General features: G+C 40.4%; 11 protein-coding genes. 6 read left to right on the top strand and 5 right to left on the bottom strand.

Annotation, left to right across the window (positions count from 1 at the left end; genetic code table 11):
- Window positions 1-196: 196 nt before the first annotated feature.
- A complete protein-coding gene (locus tag WAA20_RS13900; RefSeq protein ID WP_073385508.1) occupies window positions 197-1405 on the top strand; it encodes a hypothetical protein in 1209 nt (402 codons plus the stop codon).
- 350 nt (window positions 1406-1755) lie between these two features.
- On the opposite strand, the gene WAA20_RS13895 is transcribed toward WAA20_RS13900, so the two are convergent.
- The 3 genes from WAA20_RS13895 to WAA20_RS13885 all read right to left on the bottom strand — a co-directional run bounded on the left by WAA20_RS13895 (window position 1756) and on the right by WAA20_RS13885 (window position 4884).
- Complete coding sequence (locus WAA20_RS13895; RefSeq protein WP_073385506.1) at window positions 1756-2415, bottom strand: TrkA family potassium uptake protein; 660 nt, start codon at window positions 2413-2415, stop codon at window positions 1756-1758.
- 68 nt (window positions 2416-2483) lie between these two features.
- Window positions 2484-3872, bottom strand: a complete 1389-nt coding sequence (locus WAA20_RS13890; protein ID WP_242951139.1) for a potassium transporter TrkG — start codon at window positions 3870-3872, stop codon at window positions 2484-2486.
- 148 nt (window positions 3873-4020) lie between these two features.
- Window positions 4021-4884 carry an AraC family transcriptional regulator gene (locus tag WAA20_RS13885; protein WP_073385504.1) on the bottom strand — a complete coding sequence of 288 codons (864 nt, stop codon included), beginning with the start codon at window positions 4882-4884 and terminating at the stop codon, window positions 4021-4023.
- Window positions 4885-5186: 302 nt separating this feature from the next.
- On the opposite strand from WAA20_RS13885, the gene WAA20_RS13880 reads away from it, so the two are divergent.
- Both WAA20_RS13880 and WAA20_RS13875 read left to right on the top strand, forming a co-directional pair.
- Window positions 5187-6587, top strand: a complete 1401-nt coding sequence (locus tag WAA20_RS13880) for an MATE family efflux transporter (protein ID WP_073385503.1) — start codon at window positions 5187-5189, stop codon at window positions 6585-6587.
- Between the two features lie 334 nt (window positions 6588-6921).
- The gene (locus tag WAA20_RS13875; protein ID WP_073385501.1) at window positions 6922-8358 is read left to right on the top strand and encodes an amino acid permease; all 1437 of its coding nucleotides are present in this window, start codon (window positions 6922-6924) and stop codon (window positions 8356-8358) included.
- A gap of 117 nt (window positions 8359-8475) precedes the next feature.
- Here the strand turns inward: WAA20_RS13875 and WAA20_RS13870 are convergent, their stop codons facing one another.
- On the bottom strand, window positions 8476-9837 hold the full coding sequence (locus tag WAA20_RS13870) for a sensor histidine kinase (protein WP_081373664.1): 1362 nt from the start codon (window positions 9835-9837) through the stop codon (window positions 8476-8478).
- Window positions 9838-10545, bottom strand: coding sequence for a LytTR family DNA-binding domain-containing protein (locus tag WAA20_RS13865; protein ID WP_073385500.1), 708 nt, complete (start codon window positions 10543-10545; stop codon window positions 9838-9840).
- Between the two features lie 510 nt (window positions 10546-11055).
- Between WAA20_RS13865 and WAA20_RS13860 the strand changes: the two genes are divergently transcribed.
- The 3 genes from WAA20_RS13860 to WAA20_RS13850 all read left to right on the top strand — a co-directional run bounded on the left by WAA20_RS13860 (window position 11056) and on the right by WAA20_RS13850 (window position 17059).
- Window positions 11056-13416 (top strand): glycoside hydrolase family 3 C-terminal domain-containing protein, encoded by a 2361-nt coding sequence (locus WAA20_RS13860; protein ID WP_073385498.1) that lies wholly within the window; start codon window positions 11056-11058, stop codon window positions 13414-13416.
- An 86-nt stretch (window positions 13417-13502) separates the two neighbouring features.
- Window positions 13503-14060: a GtrA family protein gene (locus WAA20_RS13855; protein ID WP_073385497.1), complete on the top strand. Its 558-nt coding sequence runs from the start codon at window positions 13503-13505 to the stop codon at window positions 14058-14060.
- 74 nt (window positions 14061-14134) lie between these two features.
- A complete protein-coding gene (locus WAA20_RS13850) occupies window positions 14135-17059 on the top strand; it encodes a glycoside hydrolase family 3 protein (protein ID WP_073385495.1) in 2925 nt (974 codons plus the stop codon).
- The last annotated feature ends 108 nt before the right edge of the window (window positions 17060-17167 follow it).

Here is a 17167-nt window from a genome sequence, read left to right as displayed (position 1 = left end):
AAGAAGAGTATCTTAAGTCTTTAAAAAAAGATATCAAATAAAAGGCAGCTCATCTAATATGTATTCCAGATTCTGATTATAAGATAGTTTCAGTTAATAATTAGAGGCTGTTTACCGATATATAGATAGAGAAAACTATCATTATATCCTGCTGGCAAGGATGTATTTATATGTGCGTTACAAGGAGGTAAGCGCTATGGCAGGAAGTTTCAGGATTGAGGCTTATTCAGCTTTATATAATAGTTTGAACAATAAATCCGGAAGTAAAGGAGACAGGTTTGCAAACTCCTTTTCTTCCAGTGTTTTTGTGTCCGGGAATACTTCAGGCAATGGCTTATCCGTAGCAGGTAGCACCTCTAAATCAGAAATATATCAAGGTATATCAGAAGGCATAAAGGAAGATACTAAAAGAAGAGAACAGGAAGAACTTAAGCGTATCCATGATCAGCTTCGTCAGATGAAGAAAGACGAACTGAGAAAACAGCAGATCAAGCAGGAAAAACTTACGAATCCAAATGCGGATTTCCCTATATCGCCAAGTAGTATCGATGACTTCTTAAAACTCTCAGGAGCGCCTGAAAATGAAGAGGAAAAGGAAGAAGAATTAGAAGTTACAAGATATAACTACAAAGACGTAGCCAATAAAATAGTAAGAGCTAAAACCTCGCAAAGCGCTGGTCAGGCAGTACTTAGCGCTAAGAGAAAAGTTGTTGAAGTTAAGCGCATGATAAGTAAAGGCGACGGAGACCCTGAAGAGCTTCAATTAGCCCTCACTCATGCTAAGCGAATGGAAATGGCTGCCCGCAAGAAAAAACACCACCTTGAACTTGAAGAATACGCAGAAAACACCCACAAGCTTGATGAGAAACTAAACAAAGAAGAAGACCAGGCACAAAACATCCGCTCCATGGAGACCCTTGCAGCAGAAGATGAGCTATCCAAACAGGAAGACGCCATCTTTGAAGTAAGACAGGACATGATAGAAGAAGTCATGGACAGCATCAGAGAAAGCAGCATGGAAGTATCAGATGAGGAACTTGCATCTATAAATGAAATGATCTCAAACTTCGGCGAAGAACAATTAGAAATGCTTGAAGAAACCATGCAAATGCTCGAAGAAATGGAACTCATCAACCCCCACATGAGCGAAGAAGAGCTTGAGAAAGTTAAACAAAGGCACAGAGCTTCTGAGAATAAGGCAATCGTAAAAGCTAACATGGACTATCTAAAAGGAATGTTCAAACACCTTGAAGATAAGAAAGGCATAACTCCATCAATAGGTACGGGCTCCTCACACATGTCAATGCCCGCTTTTACAGCGTCGGCAGCGCCATCACCAACACCAGCTCCAACCGCCTTTGTTGACACAGGCGCCCAGGCAGGCTCCGTAGATATAAGCCTTTAAGCTTTGAACTATACGTAATAACTTTACTAGGTGGAATGTCTCATCATTAATTAACCCAAATGCTCGGCTATAAATTGCTCTATTACGCATTAACGATAAAGCAGTCCGAGACAGTACATTAGAACCAATTAACCAAAACGTTTTGAATATCGCAGTAAAACAGGCAGATGCCCCTGAAATAATCCTCGAGCGTAATCCGTACGAGGAGTGTTCAGGGGCATCGTATGTTTAATCGTAAAGCAACTTATCGTCCTCAATATAAATGCAATGCGAACTGCAAAAGCCCCTACGACGAGTGGCAAGGTAGCTCGAGGATTATTTCAGGGGCATCTGCCGTCCCATTGCATGCATCAAGAATGTATGCTGCGATCCAGCTTAGACAGGTTGTTCTTGTGAAGGATCATGATGAGCGGATTGCAAGCCTTAAGTGGCTTGTCCGGATCAACGGATTCCTCGACCTTGCCGTCTTTTATGGCAATAACGTTCACCCCGTATTTTTGTCTGAGATTGAGCTCCTTAAGTGTCTTTCCAACCCATTTATCCTTTGGCACCATCTCAACAAGGCAAAGCTCATCACTTACGTCAAAGTACTCAAGGAAGTTACTTGCGATAAGTCTTTTTGCAGTCCTGATTCCACTTTCTTCTTCAGGATAGATGATCTCATCTGCTCCGACTTTGGTAAGAACCTGGCCCATTCTATCGCTTCCGGCTTTTGCAACGACCCATTTTACGCCGCATTCCTTAGCTACCATAGTGCATATGATACTTGCTTCAAGGCTCATACCCATGCAGATGATAGCACAGTCTATATTTGAGATTCCCATTGCTTTAATGGCTGTAGGGTCTGTGAGGTCAGCTTCTATAGCAGCAGTGGCTTTAGCTGAATACTGCTCGATTATATCTTCGTCATTATCAACTACCATAACGTCAGCGCCGCTTTCAAGAAGCTTGTCAGCGATCGCCTGACCGAATTTTCCAAGTCCAAGTACTACGAATGAATTGTATTTCATTTTATTAAATCCTCCATATGATCAATCTATCAGGTAATATAGCTCCCTGAAGTTTGAAATGTTCTTTTTTATCCAACTATAAAGTGTCCGTCTGAATACTTAATATCGTTCTTGTCAGCGTGTGATGTCTTGAAGAACAGCGCCATGGATATAGGTCCTATTCTTCCCGCATACATGCCGATCATTACTATTATCATTCCGGATAGACTTAAGTTAGGTGTAAGTCCTCTTGATAATCCGACTGTTCCTGTAGCGCTGAAAATTTCATAAGTAGCAGCTAAAAGAGAAATTCTTGCAGTCTGCATCAGTGCCATTATCAGGGCAAAAGTGATGATAAGGTTTGATGTAATGATCGCAGTAGCTTTGTTTATCAGCTTTGGAGAAACAGACCTTTTGAAGACTACAGCTTCTTTTCTGTCTCTGATAAAAGATACTGAGTTCATAAAAAGTACGAATATCGTAACTGTCTTAACTCCGCCCGCTGTACCAACAGGAGATCCGCCTATGAACATATAGATACAGCCAATAAGGCAGGTCGATGGTGTGAGACGATCCTGTGGGAGAGTGGCAAATCCGGCAGTTCTGAATGTAACTGACTGGAAGAAGCTGCTAAGGATCTTATTACCCAGAGGAAGATCTGCAATTGTTCTTGGGTTATTCCATTCGAAGAACAGTACAAACAGTGTTCCTGTTATCAGTAAAAAGAGTGTAAGGCTGATGACCAGTTTGGTGTGCTCATTAACTTTTTTCCAGAAGGTTATAAAATTGTATCCTCGCTTATAGCTGATCTTGGCAGTTTCAATGATATCGAACCATACGACGTAACCAAGACCGCCAAGTACGATCAAAGTGATGGTTATGGCATTTACTGCTACATTTGTGTTGTAATCGATAAGGGAATTGGGACCTATAACATCCATTCCGGCGTTACAAAAAGCTGATACGGAATTGAATATAGATATCCATAGACCTCTCAAAAATCCGAACTTAGGGATGAATACAAAAGAATAAAGAACCGCACCTACGCCTTCAACAAGGAGCGTGTCTCTTATTACCCTTCGCAGGAATTTTATAAGTCCGTGTATGGAATCGAGATTGTAATAATCCTGAATCAGGAGTCTGGTGCTTAGAGAGAACCTTTTTTTCAAAAGGATCATTATCTCAGAATAAAGAGTGATAACACCAAAACCACCTATCTGTATAAGGATAAGGATTATCATCTGGCCGAAGATTGACCAGTGTGAAAAGGTATCTACAACTACAAGACCTGTAACACAGATTGAAGTAGTTGCAGTAAACATAGCTGTGGAAAAGCCTGTGTGCTGGCCACGTGCAGTAGCAAATGGAAGCATCAAAAGAGCTGCTCCAACTATGATAGCGAGCAAAAAGCCAAGAACGATGATCTGGGTAGAAGACATTCTGGCCTTTGCTTTATAGTTTTCATTGATAAGTTTCAAAATACTCCCCCCAATGGTTAATTAATTCACGACTTAACCATTATATAGTAATGCTTTATGATAGTCATCATCAAATTTTAGTGTCGTCAGTATCCTCTGAAACGAAGTGTTTATCAATGGCTTGGACGATCCTGCAGATGCAGCGTTCTCACACAGTAACCATATATTTACGGAACTGGCTTGGTGAGCAGTTCTTGATCTGGTGAAAGACTCTGTTGAAAGTCGAGATGCTCTTAAAACCTGACAGATAGGCAACTTCCGTGATAGGAATCGAATCATCTCCAAGGTATCTCTGAGCTTTCCTAACCCTTTCTATCATCAGGTATTCAACGAAATTGTAGCCTGTTGTCTCTTTGAACATCCTGGAGAAGTAGTTGGGGCTAAATCCCGCCATGGAGGCTACGTCATTTAAAGACAGATCCTGATTGCAGTTCTTATTTATATAGACGCAGGATTTCTGTATCTTATAGAGGGCTTCGGAATTGATGCTGTCAGGTGTATAAGCTGACTTATCATAGGCATTATCCGCTTCCCTGCACAAAACGGTCATGAATTCCAGAAGGTTTATTATTTTCCTTACTCTGTAAAAAGAATCCTGGTCTTTATCCAGATCACAGATCTTATCAAGATATTCTGATAAAGACTGCAAAAGGTCCGGATGTTCGCTGCATTTAAGCAGGTGAAGTCTTCTTAGCTTAGGAATATAGGGTATAAAGTCATTAAGACTTTGCAAAAGAGCAGAGTCGAACTGAAAACCTATAAGTCTTTTGGCAGCATTTTTTATGGTCCTGTGAAGTTCTCCCTGCCATACAAGCAGGATATCACCGGGATTTAAAGAGTATTCCTTGCCGGAGATTTCTGTTATAGGGCTATCGCTTACAGCGGAGCTCTTTGGATAATAGATTATCTCTATCTCTTTGTGCCAATGGACGGGGTAATTGAGGGGATAATTCTCTGTTGGTATTACGTTTACATCAAAGTCTAAATTAAGGATTTCCTGTATATTTTCCATTACATAACCTCATGTTGCGAGTGACTAATTTCAATGTTTTTAAGTGCTTATTTTTTGCTTTAATAATTTGAAGTTTTTTAATGCGCATGATAAACACCAAAATCTTGATAAAGCTGATAAACACTGCATTTATACGGCTTTGAGCACATTTCTTGCTGATATTCATCATACGCTTTTTTCTATCTATAAGATATAGATTTTATATTTTTTTCATAAAAAATGAGAAAAATGAGATTGAAAGTAGAGAGTTATTCATGACAGGCACGAATATAATTTGAATTTAAAGGAGAGAGTGATTAATTATGAAAAAATATAAGATCGTAGATATGACTTCGGGTAGTCCTCTTAAGCATATCCTTATTTTTACGATTCCGCTTGTGATCGGTAATCTGTTCCAGCAGCTTTACAACATGGTGGATTCAATTGTTGTAGGACAATATGTAGGAAAAACAGCTCTTGCTGCGGTTGGTGCATGTGGTTCCATGAACTTTTTGTTCTTTTCCCTAAGTTTTGGTCTGTCCAATGGCGTGGGAATCCTGGTATCTCACAGATTTGGGGCTAAGGATGAGCAGGGAATCCGCAAGACGATTGCAAGTTCTTATTATGTGCTTACGACCGTGTCTGTGCTTATTACGACAATAGCTTTTTTCCTAGCGCCGGTCCTTTTAAGACTATTGGATACGCCATCAACTATAATCAATGATTCAACTGCATATATCAGGGTCACATGCCTTGGAATCCTTGGAATAACGCTCTATAATGGCGTTGCTGCAACGCTTCGTGCTCTTGGAGATTCAAGGACTCCTCTGTACTTTCTTATCTTTTCAAGTATACTGAACATCGCACTTGACCTGGTATTTGTTATTAATTTCAACATGGGAGTCGTGGGAGTAGCCCTTGCGACTATCATATCCCAGTATGCATCAGCTGTTGTGGCTTATGTATACGCTTTTAGAAATGTTGAATATTTCAAGGTTTCAAAAGAGGATCGTAAGGCTGACAGAAATTATATAAAGCAGGAGATCCGCCTTGGAGTTCCGCTTTCACTTCAGTCATCAATGATCGCTGTTTCATGCCTGGTGCTTCAGGGCGTTGTTAACAGCTTTGGTGAAAATGTCGTAGCTGCTTTTACCATAACAAGCCGAGTAGAGCAGCTTGTACAGCAGCCCTATAATTCTATCGGAACAGCGCTTATGACCTATGCTGGTCAGAATATTGGAGCCGGAAATATTGAAAGAGTTAAGAAGGGCTTCTGGCAGGCAGCAGGCCTTGTCGCAGGATTTAGCTGCATCATGGTGGCAGTAATGTATATATTTGGTGCGGGTATTTCAAGGATATTCGTATCAGATGCAGAAGTAATAAAGATGAGCTACACAGCACTAAAAATAACCAGTCCGTTTTATCTTGCGCTTGGTATGATCTATGTTCCAAGGGCACTGTTAAATGGATGCGGTGATGCAGGCTTTGCTATGATCAACGGTATCACAGAGGTGGCAGGAAGAATTCTGTTCTCTCATTTTATGCTCTTTTTCGGTTTTTTCGGATTCTGGTCAGTATGGGTTACAACAGGTGCAACCTGGCTTCTTACAAGTATCGTGTGTATGTTGCGATTCTTTAGCGGCGTATGGATGAGAAAAGCAGAGGTAAGCCCCAGAAGAAGATTACATCTGACAGTGCCGAGGGCACTTGTTAGAAAAGCCTGATCGAAATTGTGATAAGTTTAAAAATCCCTTACGTTTTACTTTGGTAAATCGTAGGGGATTATTATTTTACTTGGAATTCCCTGTAAAATAAGCATTTATATTTATCACTATAAAGCATAAGAGCGTTGAAGGGGTAAAACGTTGGCGCGTTGGCGTAGCAAAATATATCAAAATACTTGATTTAACTTGTCATTTACTCGTAATAGCGTTATAATTACTTTTCTGCGTTGAAGTTATGCGTAAGTTAAGTGCTTCTGCTTTTTGGCAGAAAAACTTAAGAATACATATGGCTTTTGATCGCAGAAAAAACTTCTAGGGAAAAGGAATAAAAACAATGAAACAAGAAAAGAAAATGACAGGAATGACACTTGCGTTCATTGCGTTTTCAACTGTTTGGGGGTTCGGAAATGTTTTAAACGGATTTGTTTATTTCAACGGAATTCAGGTTATCTTCAGCTGGATCCTTATGTTCGCTCTGTACTTCATTCCATATGCACTTATGGTTGGAGAACTCGGTTCAGCATTTAAGGAATCCGGTGGTGGTGTAAGCTCATGGATCCACTCTACTACAGGTCCTAAGCTTGCTTACTATGCTGGTTGGACATATTGGGCATGCCACATTACTTATATTGCTTCAAAGTCATCAGGTGGTCTTAAGGCTCTTAGCTGGGCTGTGTTCCAGAATGGTGAGAAATATGACAGCTTCCCGACTTGGGCTGTTCAGCTTGTTACTTTAGTAGTTTTACTTGTATTCTGCTATATCGCTTCTCGTGGTCTTAACCCACTTAAGAAGCTTGCTACAATCGCTGGTACATCTATGTTCGTCATGTCAATTCTTTATATTCTCATGATGTTCGCTGCACCGGTGATCAATCCAAATGCTGGATTTGTATCAATGGAGTTTACAAAAGAGGCACTTATCCCGACTTTTAACTGGAAATACTTTACATCTCTTTCAATCCTTGTATTTGCAGTTGGTGGTTGTGAGAAGATCTCTCCTTATGTAAATAAGGTTGAAAAGCCAAGCAAGAACTTCCCTAAGGGAATGATTTTACTTGCTATCATGGTAGTTATATGCGCTATCCTTGGAACAATAGCTATGGGAATGATGTTTGATCCTGCTGTGATCAACGAGTCCGAAGAATCTTTCAATTCTTATAACTCAAACGGATCATATTGGGCATTCCAGAAGCTTGGTGAGTACTATCATGTTGGAAATGCTATTATGATCATATATGCTATCTGCAATGCGATCGGACAGCTTTCAACACTTGTTATCAGTATTGATGCTCCTCTTAGAATGCTTCTTGATAACGAAGATTCAAGAGAGTTCATCCCTTCAGCTCTTCTTAAGAAGAACGACAAGGGCGCTTATGTTAACGGTATCATCATGGTAGCTATTCTTTCAGGCGCGATCATCCTTATTCAGTCATTTGGATCTGGTGCTGCTGAGGTTCTTACACAGCTTACAAAGCTTAATTCAGTATGTATGCCACTTCGTTACCTTTGGGTATTCTTTGCATACATCATGCTTCGTAAGGCTAGAGATAAGTTCAATCCTGAGTACAAGTTTGTTAAGAATCAGGCAGTTGCTATATTCTTTGGATGCTGGTGTTTCGCACTTACATTAGCAAGCTGTATCCTGAAGATGTACGATAAGAATCATACAACATTTGCACTTAATGTAATCACTCCTATTGTTCTTATCATACTTGGACTTGTGCTTCCTGTTATTGCTAATATCGAAAAGGAAAATAAAAAGAAAATATAAGATAAGCATATAGAAATCGATAAGCATAAATAACCTATCAAAAGTAAAAGCAGATCGGATCATTTTCGGTCTGCTTTTTATCATGTTATTTTCGTTTTATAAAAAATACTATTTTTACTATATATCTCCGGCTGCCAGTAGAACTTTAACTTTGAACCAGCCTTCTTCATAGCTGCAGTTCATGGCACCTCCATACTTTTCTGCAACCTGAGCTATTGATTTAAGACCGTATCCGTGCCTTACACTGTCTACTTTTGTAGTCCTTGGCAGGTTATCATTTCTGAAGATACCTCTTTTTTGTTCATTACAAAGGCATACATTAGCGCTTTCTGAATAATTATCACATTCAACTATTATAAAGCTGTTTCTGCTTCGTACAGACAGCGTTATAAGTCTCTTATCAGGCTCCAGTACCTGCTGGGTTGCTTCAATCGCATTATCAAGTATATTTCCAAACAAGGAACAGATGTCCTTAACATGAATATCAGAAAGGAGCTTACCATCGACCATAGCATTTAAAGTAATACCTTTCTTTTGGCATTGGAGACTTTTGGTCGTAAGCACTACATCAAGAACCTTATTTCCTGTATTCATAAAGGATTCCTGAATGGCTATTGCCTGTTCCATATCAGCAAGGACTTCAGCCCTTCGTTTTGGATCATCCTCGTTTTTCAGGGCCATGACATAATGCTTCATATCATGCATCTCTTTACGAAGAGCTTCAGAATTATCTATTGTCTGCTTATACTGCTCATACTGTTTTTGGAAAAGCTGATTGATCGCTGTACTTTCTTTTTTGAGAGCAAGCTCATTCCTTCGTCCCATCTCAGTCATCAGCATAAGCAGCCCTCCGAAATCGACCAGTGTACGTACATACAGCATATTTTCCGTCGCAGAAAAAGGAGTCCTACTGTTTACAAAGCTGATATTTGACATGATAAATGCACCGATTCCTGTTGCAAGAACACTTATCATTTCTTTGGTTGTGACATTAAGATTTCTGTCAGAAGGAACATTACCTTTTTCAAAACGATAATATATAACGAAAACAGCTGTATATACTATTGCCATACATATGAAAGATCCAATAAATCCCTCATGACCTGTGATCCACACACTCCAGACGTACAATTGCGTATAGAGACTGGCTGTAAACTCAGCAAGAACAAAAGCGTGCGTTGCAAGAACTGCGCAGTCACTCCTCTTAATATCAAGCACCACATAAAGTGATATGTACATCAGTACAACAGCACTTATCATAGAAGGAATCCAAAAGCCAAGCGGAAGCATACCCGCTATAAACTGAACTCCGACCTGAGCTAAAAAGGTCCCGATAAGAAGGAGTACATAGATCTTGTCATATCTTTTTTTCTTATAGATATTAAAATAAATAAAAACCGCCAGCCATTCAGCTAAAGCGGTAAAAAATCTTGGGGTGTCCTGAATCTGAGCCGGATCAATAAATTCAACTAAATACATTTAAAGAATATCCTCCGTGAGTGCAGCCATAAAATCCTTTTTTCTGGCACGGCTGATAGGAAGAGTTACATCATTAGAAAGAACTACTTCCTCTTTTTGCACCGCATGAACACAGGACAGATTGATAAGATATGCGTTATGGCACTTGCTAAAACCGTGCTGCATAAGCATTTCATCGAATCTCTTTAAAGGTCCCTGAGTCACATAACTATTATCAAGGCAGTGAATGATAACATTATTGCGCTGACTTTCAATATAAATGACATTGTTACAATCAAGCTTAAGCTGCCTTCCATCATCAACTGAAACCTTGATATAAATGTGCTGTTGTCTGGCCTGAACCCTTATGATAGCCTTATCAAAGATCTGCTCAAACTGAGTATAAGGAACCGGCTTAAGAACATAACCAAGCGCATCAACCGCATATCCCTGAACAGCATACTGAACAGTAGAAGTGATGAATATGATAACAACATCCGGATCAAGCTTCCTGATTTTCTCAGCAGCCGCCATACCATCTAAAAACTTCATCTGGATATCGAGCAGTATGATATCAAACTGCCCCTTGTAATCATCAACAAGGTCCATGCCATCAGGCAGATGCGTTACCTCAAACTTCTGATGCTTGGCTTCACCATATTTATTTATATAACTTTCTAGCAGATGAGCTGCATCTAACTCATCTTCAACAATACATACATTAATCATGTTCTCTACATTATCACAATTTTTTTGAAAAATAAATCAATAAACCACTCTTAAATATATTAAAATATTGTAAACAATTAAATATCTTACTGGTTTTACATATATGAAATTTCACTTATACCTTGAGTATTCCTGAGGGTGGGGGTTAATAAATGATTTTATGGTCTTTGAAAAGTATATTAAATTCAAGAGCTTGATAGATGGAATGAATATATTCTGTTTGGGATTCACCTGTTTGAGCGAAGCGAGTTTGTGAATCCCGGAATATATTTATTCCAGATATCACGCCTTGAATTATATATACTTTTCATGACCATAAAATCATTTATTAACCCCCATCCTCAGGAATACTCCGCTATACCCAAAATTCTATATATGCAAATCATTTGAAAATTACAAATCGTCCGAGGATTTCTACCAGTTATCCTTCGGACAATTTTTTTTGAGTTTTTATGGTGTAGATTATCCATGTCAGTTACATGGACATAGAGAAATAAATGGAGGATGTACATGGACGCTAAAGAAATACTTTCAAAGCTTACATTGATAGAGAAGGCAGCTCTTTTGAGCGGTAAAAATGAGTGGGAATCACGCGATATTGGGCGCGTAGGAATACAGTCAATCTCTTTTTCAGATGGACCTCACGGACTTCGACGTCAGGAAGGAGCGGGAGATCATCTGGGACTTAACGCATCTCTTCCTGCAACATGCTTTCCAACAGCGGCAACAGTTGCTAACAGCTGGGATCCAAGTCTTGGCGAAGAGATAGGTGCAGCGCTTGGTGAAGAAGCTCTTGCCCAGAAGGTTGATGTACTTCTTGGACCCGGACTTAACATGAAGAGATCACCTCTTTGCGGCCGAAACTTTGAGTACTTTAGTGAAGATCCGATTCTTGCAGGTAAGATGGCAGCTTCTTATGTAAGAGGTATTCAGAGCAGACACATTTATTCTTGTCCTAAACATTTTGCAGTTAACTCCCGTGAGTACCGCAGAATGGCAATGAACGCAGTTGTAGATGAGCGTACGCTTCGTGAGATCTATCTGACAGCATTTGAGATTGCTGTTAAGGAAGGCGGCGCTAAGGCGATCATGTCTGCCTACAACGAAGTAAATGGTAAGTATGCAAATGAAAATGAACATTTGCTTGTAGATATTCTTAGAAAAGAATGGGGATTTGATGGAATAGTTGTTACTGACTGGGGTGCAAGTAATGACCACGTTGCAGGTGTTAAATGCCAGTCTAACGTTGAGATGCCAAACCCGGGTCTTGATTCTGCAAGGCAGCTGATAGAAGCAGCAACCAAGGGCGAAGGCCAGATCACGGAAGAAGAGATCGACAGAGCAATCCTTCCTATTATCGAGGCAGCTATTTATTTTAAAGAAAATGATCATACTAAGGGATTTGATAAGAAGGCTCATCATGACATAGCAAGAAAGGCAGCAGTAAATTCTGCAGTTCTTCTTAAAAATGATGACGATATCCTTCCTCTTGCAGGCGGTACTAAGGTGTGCCTGAGAGGACCTTTTGTAAATAAGCCACGCTATCAGGGTTCAGGAAGCTCACAGGTTAATTCAACCAAAGTTGAGACTATTGCAGAAGAGATTAAAAATTATGCATTTGAAGTTGTAGATGACCCTGAAAAGGCAGATGTTGTTTTGTTCTTCTTCGGTCTTGATGAGATCGCAGAGAGCGAAGGCGCAGACAGAATGTCTATGGATATTCCTGAATATCAGATCAAAGAGCTTGAAGAGCTTAGCACATATAACAAGCATATAGTTGGTGTCATGAGCGCAGGTTCTGCAGTGAAGATGCCATGGCTTGATAAGCTTCAGGGACTTCTCCACGGATACCTGACAGGACAGGCAGGAGCATCCGCTCTTCTTGACATTATCATCGGTAAGGAAGTGCCTACAGGAAAGCTCTCAGAGTCTTATCCTTTCTCATATGTAGATACAGTAGTCGTAAACTATTCAGATCAGGATAAGAGAAATCTTCAGTACAGAGAAGGACCTTTCATTGGATACAGATACTACGATACAGCAGATGTAAAAGTTCAGTTCCCATTTGGATACGGCCTTAGCTATACAACATTTGAGTATTCAGACCTGACAGTAGGTGAAGGCGGCGTAAGGTTCACTATTACTAATACCGGTAAGTGCGATGGCGCAGAGATAGCTCAGCTCTATGTTGGAAAAAGAGAAACAGGCCTTATAAGACCTAAAAAAGAGCTTAAAGGCTTCAAAAAAGTCTGGATCAAAGCTGGCCAGTCAGTGGAGGTCATGATTCCATTTGATGACAAGACCTTCCGCTATTTCTCAACTGTTTCTAATAAGTGGGAGATAGAAGGCGGAGAGTATCAGATATATGTTGGTGCAAACGTAAGGGATATAGCTCTTACAGGAGAGATTTTCGTAGAAGGAACTACTACAGAGCTTCCTTATAACATCGATGATCTTCCAAGCTATAAGACAGGAAAAGTCAGAAATGTCCACTACGAAGAATTTGAAAAACTCTATGCCGCGCCTCTCCCAGAAGAAAAGGTCGGACCACTTGATATCAATGATGCCTTGTGTCAGATGAAAGACGCCAAGAGCGGCATTTGCAGAATGGTTTATAAGGTACTTAAGAAAAAACTTGATAAGTCTTATGAAAAGGGCATTCCAGATCTTAACATCATGTTCATCTATAACATGCCATTTAGGGCTATCTGCAAGATGTCAGGCGGAATGGTATCAAGGCAGATGGTCGAGAGCATCGTTATGATCGCTAACGGACACTTTTTCAAGGGCCTTGCGGGAGTTATCGGAGGTTTCTTTAGAAACCAGAGTGCGAATAAGAAGTACGAAAAGAGACTTTTGCACGAGGAATGATTAGTAAGTCTGTGTATTTAAGAATTCAAGGATAAAAGAACCTGTGAATATAAATAATAAAACAGCAGACTATATGGAGGAATTATATGAATTTATGGAATAGCTTTGCAGCTAAACATCCTGCAGCTGCCAAATGGGTTCGTGAAGGCGGACTGTTTGTGATCGTAAGTAACCTGATCACGGTATTCAAGTATTTACTGCTTACTTTTTTGCCGGCAGCATTTGCATTTCTTGGAGACAGAGCATTTGGATGGCCGGGGATCCCTGTTACTATCGCAGGAGAGACCTTTGACTGGAACATCCTTGGCTATGATCAGGCGCATGGAGGACTTGCTTACTTTACAGCCTACATGATCGCAATGGTAATTGGTGAGTGCATCAATTTCCCTATTCAGAAGGTATTTGTATTTAGAAATCATGATAAGCCCGGCAAGCAGATTGCATGGTATGTTGCAGCATTTATCGTGATCACATGCATTGTTAACTCGATTAATTGTATCTGGGTTGCAGTTGCAGGAATGTTTGTTCCGGCATGGCTTTATAACATCGGAACAACAGTGCTTAATGGCGGTGTTTCAATGGTGGTCTTTTTCTTTGTAAACAAGATCATCTTCCCGGAGACACCAAAGCAGGAAGCAAAATAATGTACTTAAAGCTTGAAAAAGCTTTGAGATAGATTCCACTACTAATTTTTTTCACAGAGGAAGGAGAAGGGAAAATGTTATCTATCAATATTGCGGACGTTATCGCCGTAATACAAACAATGATTCCACAACTTATAGTATTGGGTGTGGCATTAGTACTTGCGATCATCGTAACTATCTGTGCGGTGAAAGCTAAGAAGCCGTTAAAGGGCTTTATCAGAAAGCAGACATGGCTTGTTTTCGCATTAGTAGTAATCGTAGTAGTTAATTCTATTTTACTTGGACCTGTTTACTCAATGGTAAACATGGCAATGGGCGGCGGTACTATTTCAAACGACGCTATTGAAGAGGCTAAAGCTCTTTGTACAGAGATTGCTGAAGAAGGAATCGTTCTTTTAAAGAATGAGGAGTCAGCACTTCCTCTTGCAGAAGGCACAAAGGTCAATGTATTTGGCTGGTCTTCAACAAATCCTATTTATGGTGGTACAGGTTCTGGAGCATTATCTGATGCTTATCCTACAGTAGACTTCCTTACAGGTCTTACAGATGCCGGTATTGAGTACAATAAGGATCTTGTAGGCTTCTACACAGGTTGGAGACAGGCAAGACCTACAGTTGGTATGATGGGACAGGACTGGACAATTCCTGAACCTACAGTTTCAGAGTATGGCAGCCTTATCACAGATGCCAAGAATTTCTCTGATACAGCAATTTTCTTTATCGCTCGTTCAGGCGGTGAGGGAGCAGACCTTCCAACATCTTATGATGGTGAGGATACATTCTCAGAAGAGGGAATGTTCGGAGCTTCAGGTGTTCGCTACTCTGACCAGGAAGATGACCTTGATGCTTCAAAGTCTTATCTTGAGCTTTCAAACAGAGAGCAGGCACTTCTTGATGAAGTAACAGCTAACTTTGATAATGTTATCGTAGTTGTAAACTCAGCTAACGCTATGGAGCTTGGCTTTGTAAATGAGTATTCACAGATCAAGTCAGTTCTTTACTGCCCTGGAACAGGTCAGACAGGTTTTGACGGACTTGGAGAGATCCTTGCTGGTAAGGTTAATCCTTCTGGTAAGACAGCAGATACATTCGTAGCAGATCTTCTTGCTACACCTACAGCTAACAACTTTGGCGATTTTGATTACACTAATATGGAAGAGTATGGTGTAGATAACATGTTCGCTGAAGGCGGTAAAGCTTATCCTACATTTGTTAATTATGTAGAAGGTATCTATGTTGGATATCGTTTCTATGAGACAGCTTATGCAGAAAGCCTTGCAGGTAACATGGATTTTGATTATGACGCTACAGTTGTTTATCCATTTGGCTATGGTCTTTCTTACACAACATTTACCCAGGAGATGGGCGAAATCACAAATGACGGTACAAACGTAACATTTGATGTAACAGTAACTAACACAGGTGATGTAGCAGGTAAGGACGTAGTAGAAGTTTACTACAATCCTCCTTATACAAATGGTGGTATTGAAAAGTCAGCAGCAAACCTTATCCAGTTTGCTAAGACATCTACACTTGAGCCTGGTGCATCTGAGACTGTAACAGTTACATTTGCTCTTGAGGATATGGCTTCATACGATACATATGGCGAGGGATGCTATGTTCTTGAAGCAGGAGATTATGAGATCTCTATCAACTCTGATTCACACAACAAGATCGATACAGATACTGTTTCTGTAGCATCTACAGTTGTTTATGATGAGTCGGGTAAGCGTGCATCCGATGAGGTTGCTGCTACAAACCAGTTCCAGTTTGCAGAAGGTGATGTTACATACCTTTCACGTGCAGACGGATTTGGAAACTATGCTGAAGCTACTGCTGCTCCTTCTTCTTATGAGCTTGCTGATGAGTATAAGGCTAATTATTACAATGAGACCAACTATGATCCTACAAACTTCAACAATGATTCTGATGTAATGCCTACAACAGGTGCTAAGAACGGCGTTATGCTCAAGGATCTTCGCGGTCTTGAATATGATGATCCTAAGTGGGATGAGCTTCTTGATGAGCTTACAGTAGAAGAGATGAACACTCTTATCGAGCTTGGCGGATATGAGACATCAGCTATTGATTCTATCGGTAAGGTTATGACTTACGACTGTGATGGTCCTGCTTCTATTAACAATAACTTCACAGGTCAGGGTTCTATCGGATTCCCTGCAGCAGTTATGATCGCATGCACATGGAACAAGGATCTTGCTCTTGCATTTGGTCAGTCAATCGGCCGCATGGCTAATGATATGGATGTATCAGGATGGTATGCTCCTGCTACAAATACTCACAGATCTGCATTTGCAGGACGTAACTTCGAGTACTATTCAGAAGATGGCGTTCTTGCAGGCTGGATGTGTGCAAATGCTGTAAACGGTGCGAGAGAGTGGGGCGTATACTCATACGTTAAGCACTTCGCAACTAACGATCAGGAGACTAACCGTACAGGACTCCTTTGCACATGGCTCAACGAGCAGTCCATGCGTGAGATCTACCTTAAGTCATTCGAGATCGCATTCAAGAATGCTAATCCGGGTGCAACAATGGTTGCATTCAATAACATAGGTGTTGAGCCTGCTGAGGCATGTTCGGCACTACTTAACACAGTACTTCGTGGTGAGTGGGGCTTCAGAGGATTTGCTGAAACAGACTACTTCGGTGGATATGGTTACCAGGATTCTGACAGAATGATCAGAAACGGCTGCGATCTTATGCTTGCAACATATTCAACACCTCAGTCAACAGTTACAGATCAGACAAGCGCTACATCAGTGATCGCAATGAGAACTGCATCTCATAACATCCTTTACACAGTAGTTAACAGCCGTGCATATGATTCAGATATCAGCACAGGCCTTCCTACATGGGAAAAGATCCTGTTTGCAGTAGATGTACTTCTTGTACTTATCCTTGCTTGTCTTGAGTTCTTCGCAGTTAAGAAGTATCTTGCAAAAAAGAAGGAAGCAACTGTAGAAGTTACAAATAAATAAAACTGATGTAAACCACTGGATTTACATAAAAAGTTCCAAACAAAAGGATCGTCGCACTTTGTGATTAGTGCGACGATCCTTGTTTTAGTTCTGATTTTAAAGGGGATG

Source organism: Butyrivibrio fibrisolvens, from assembly GCF_037113525.1.
In the GTDB taxonomy this organism is placed as follows: domain Bacteria; phylum Bacillota; class Clostridia; order Lachnospirales; family Lachnospiraceae; genus Butyrivibrio; species Butyrivibrio fibrisolvens.
This window is presented reverse-complemented; position numbering and strand designations above follow the sequence as displayed.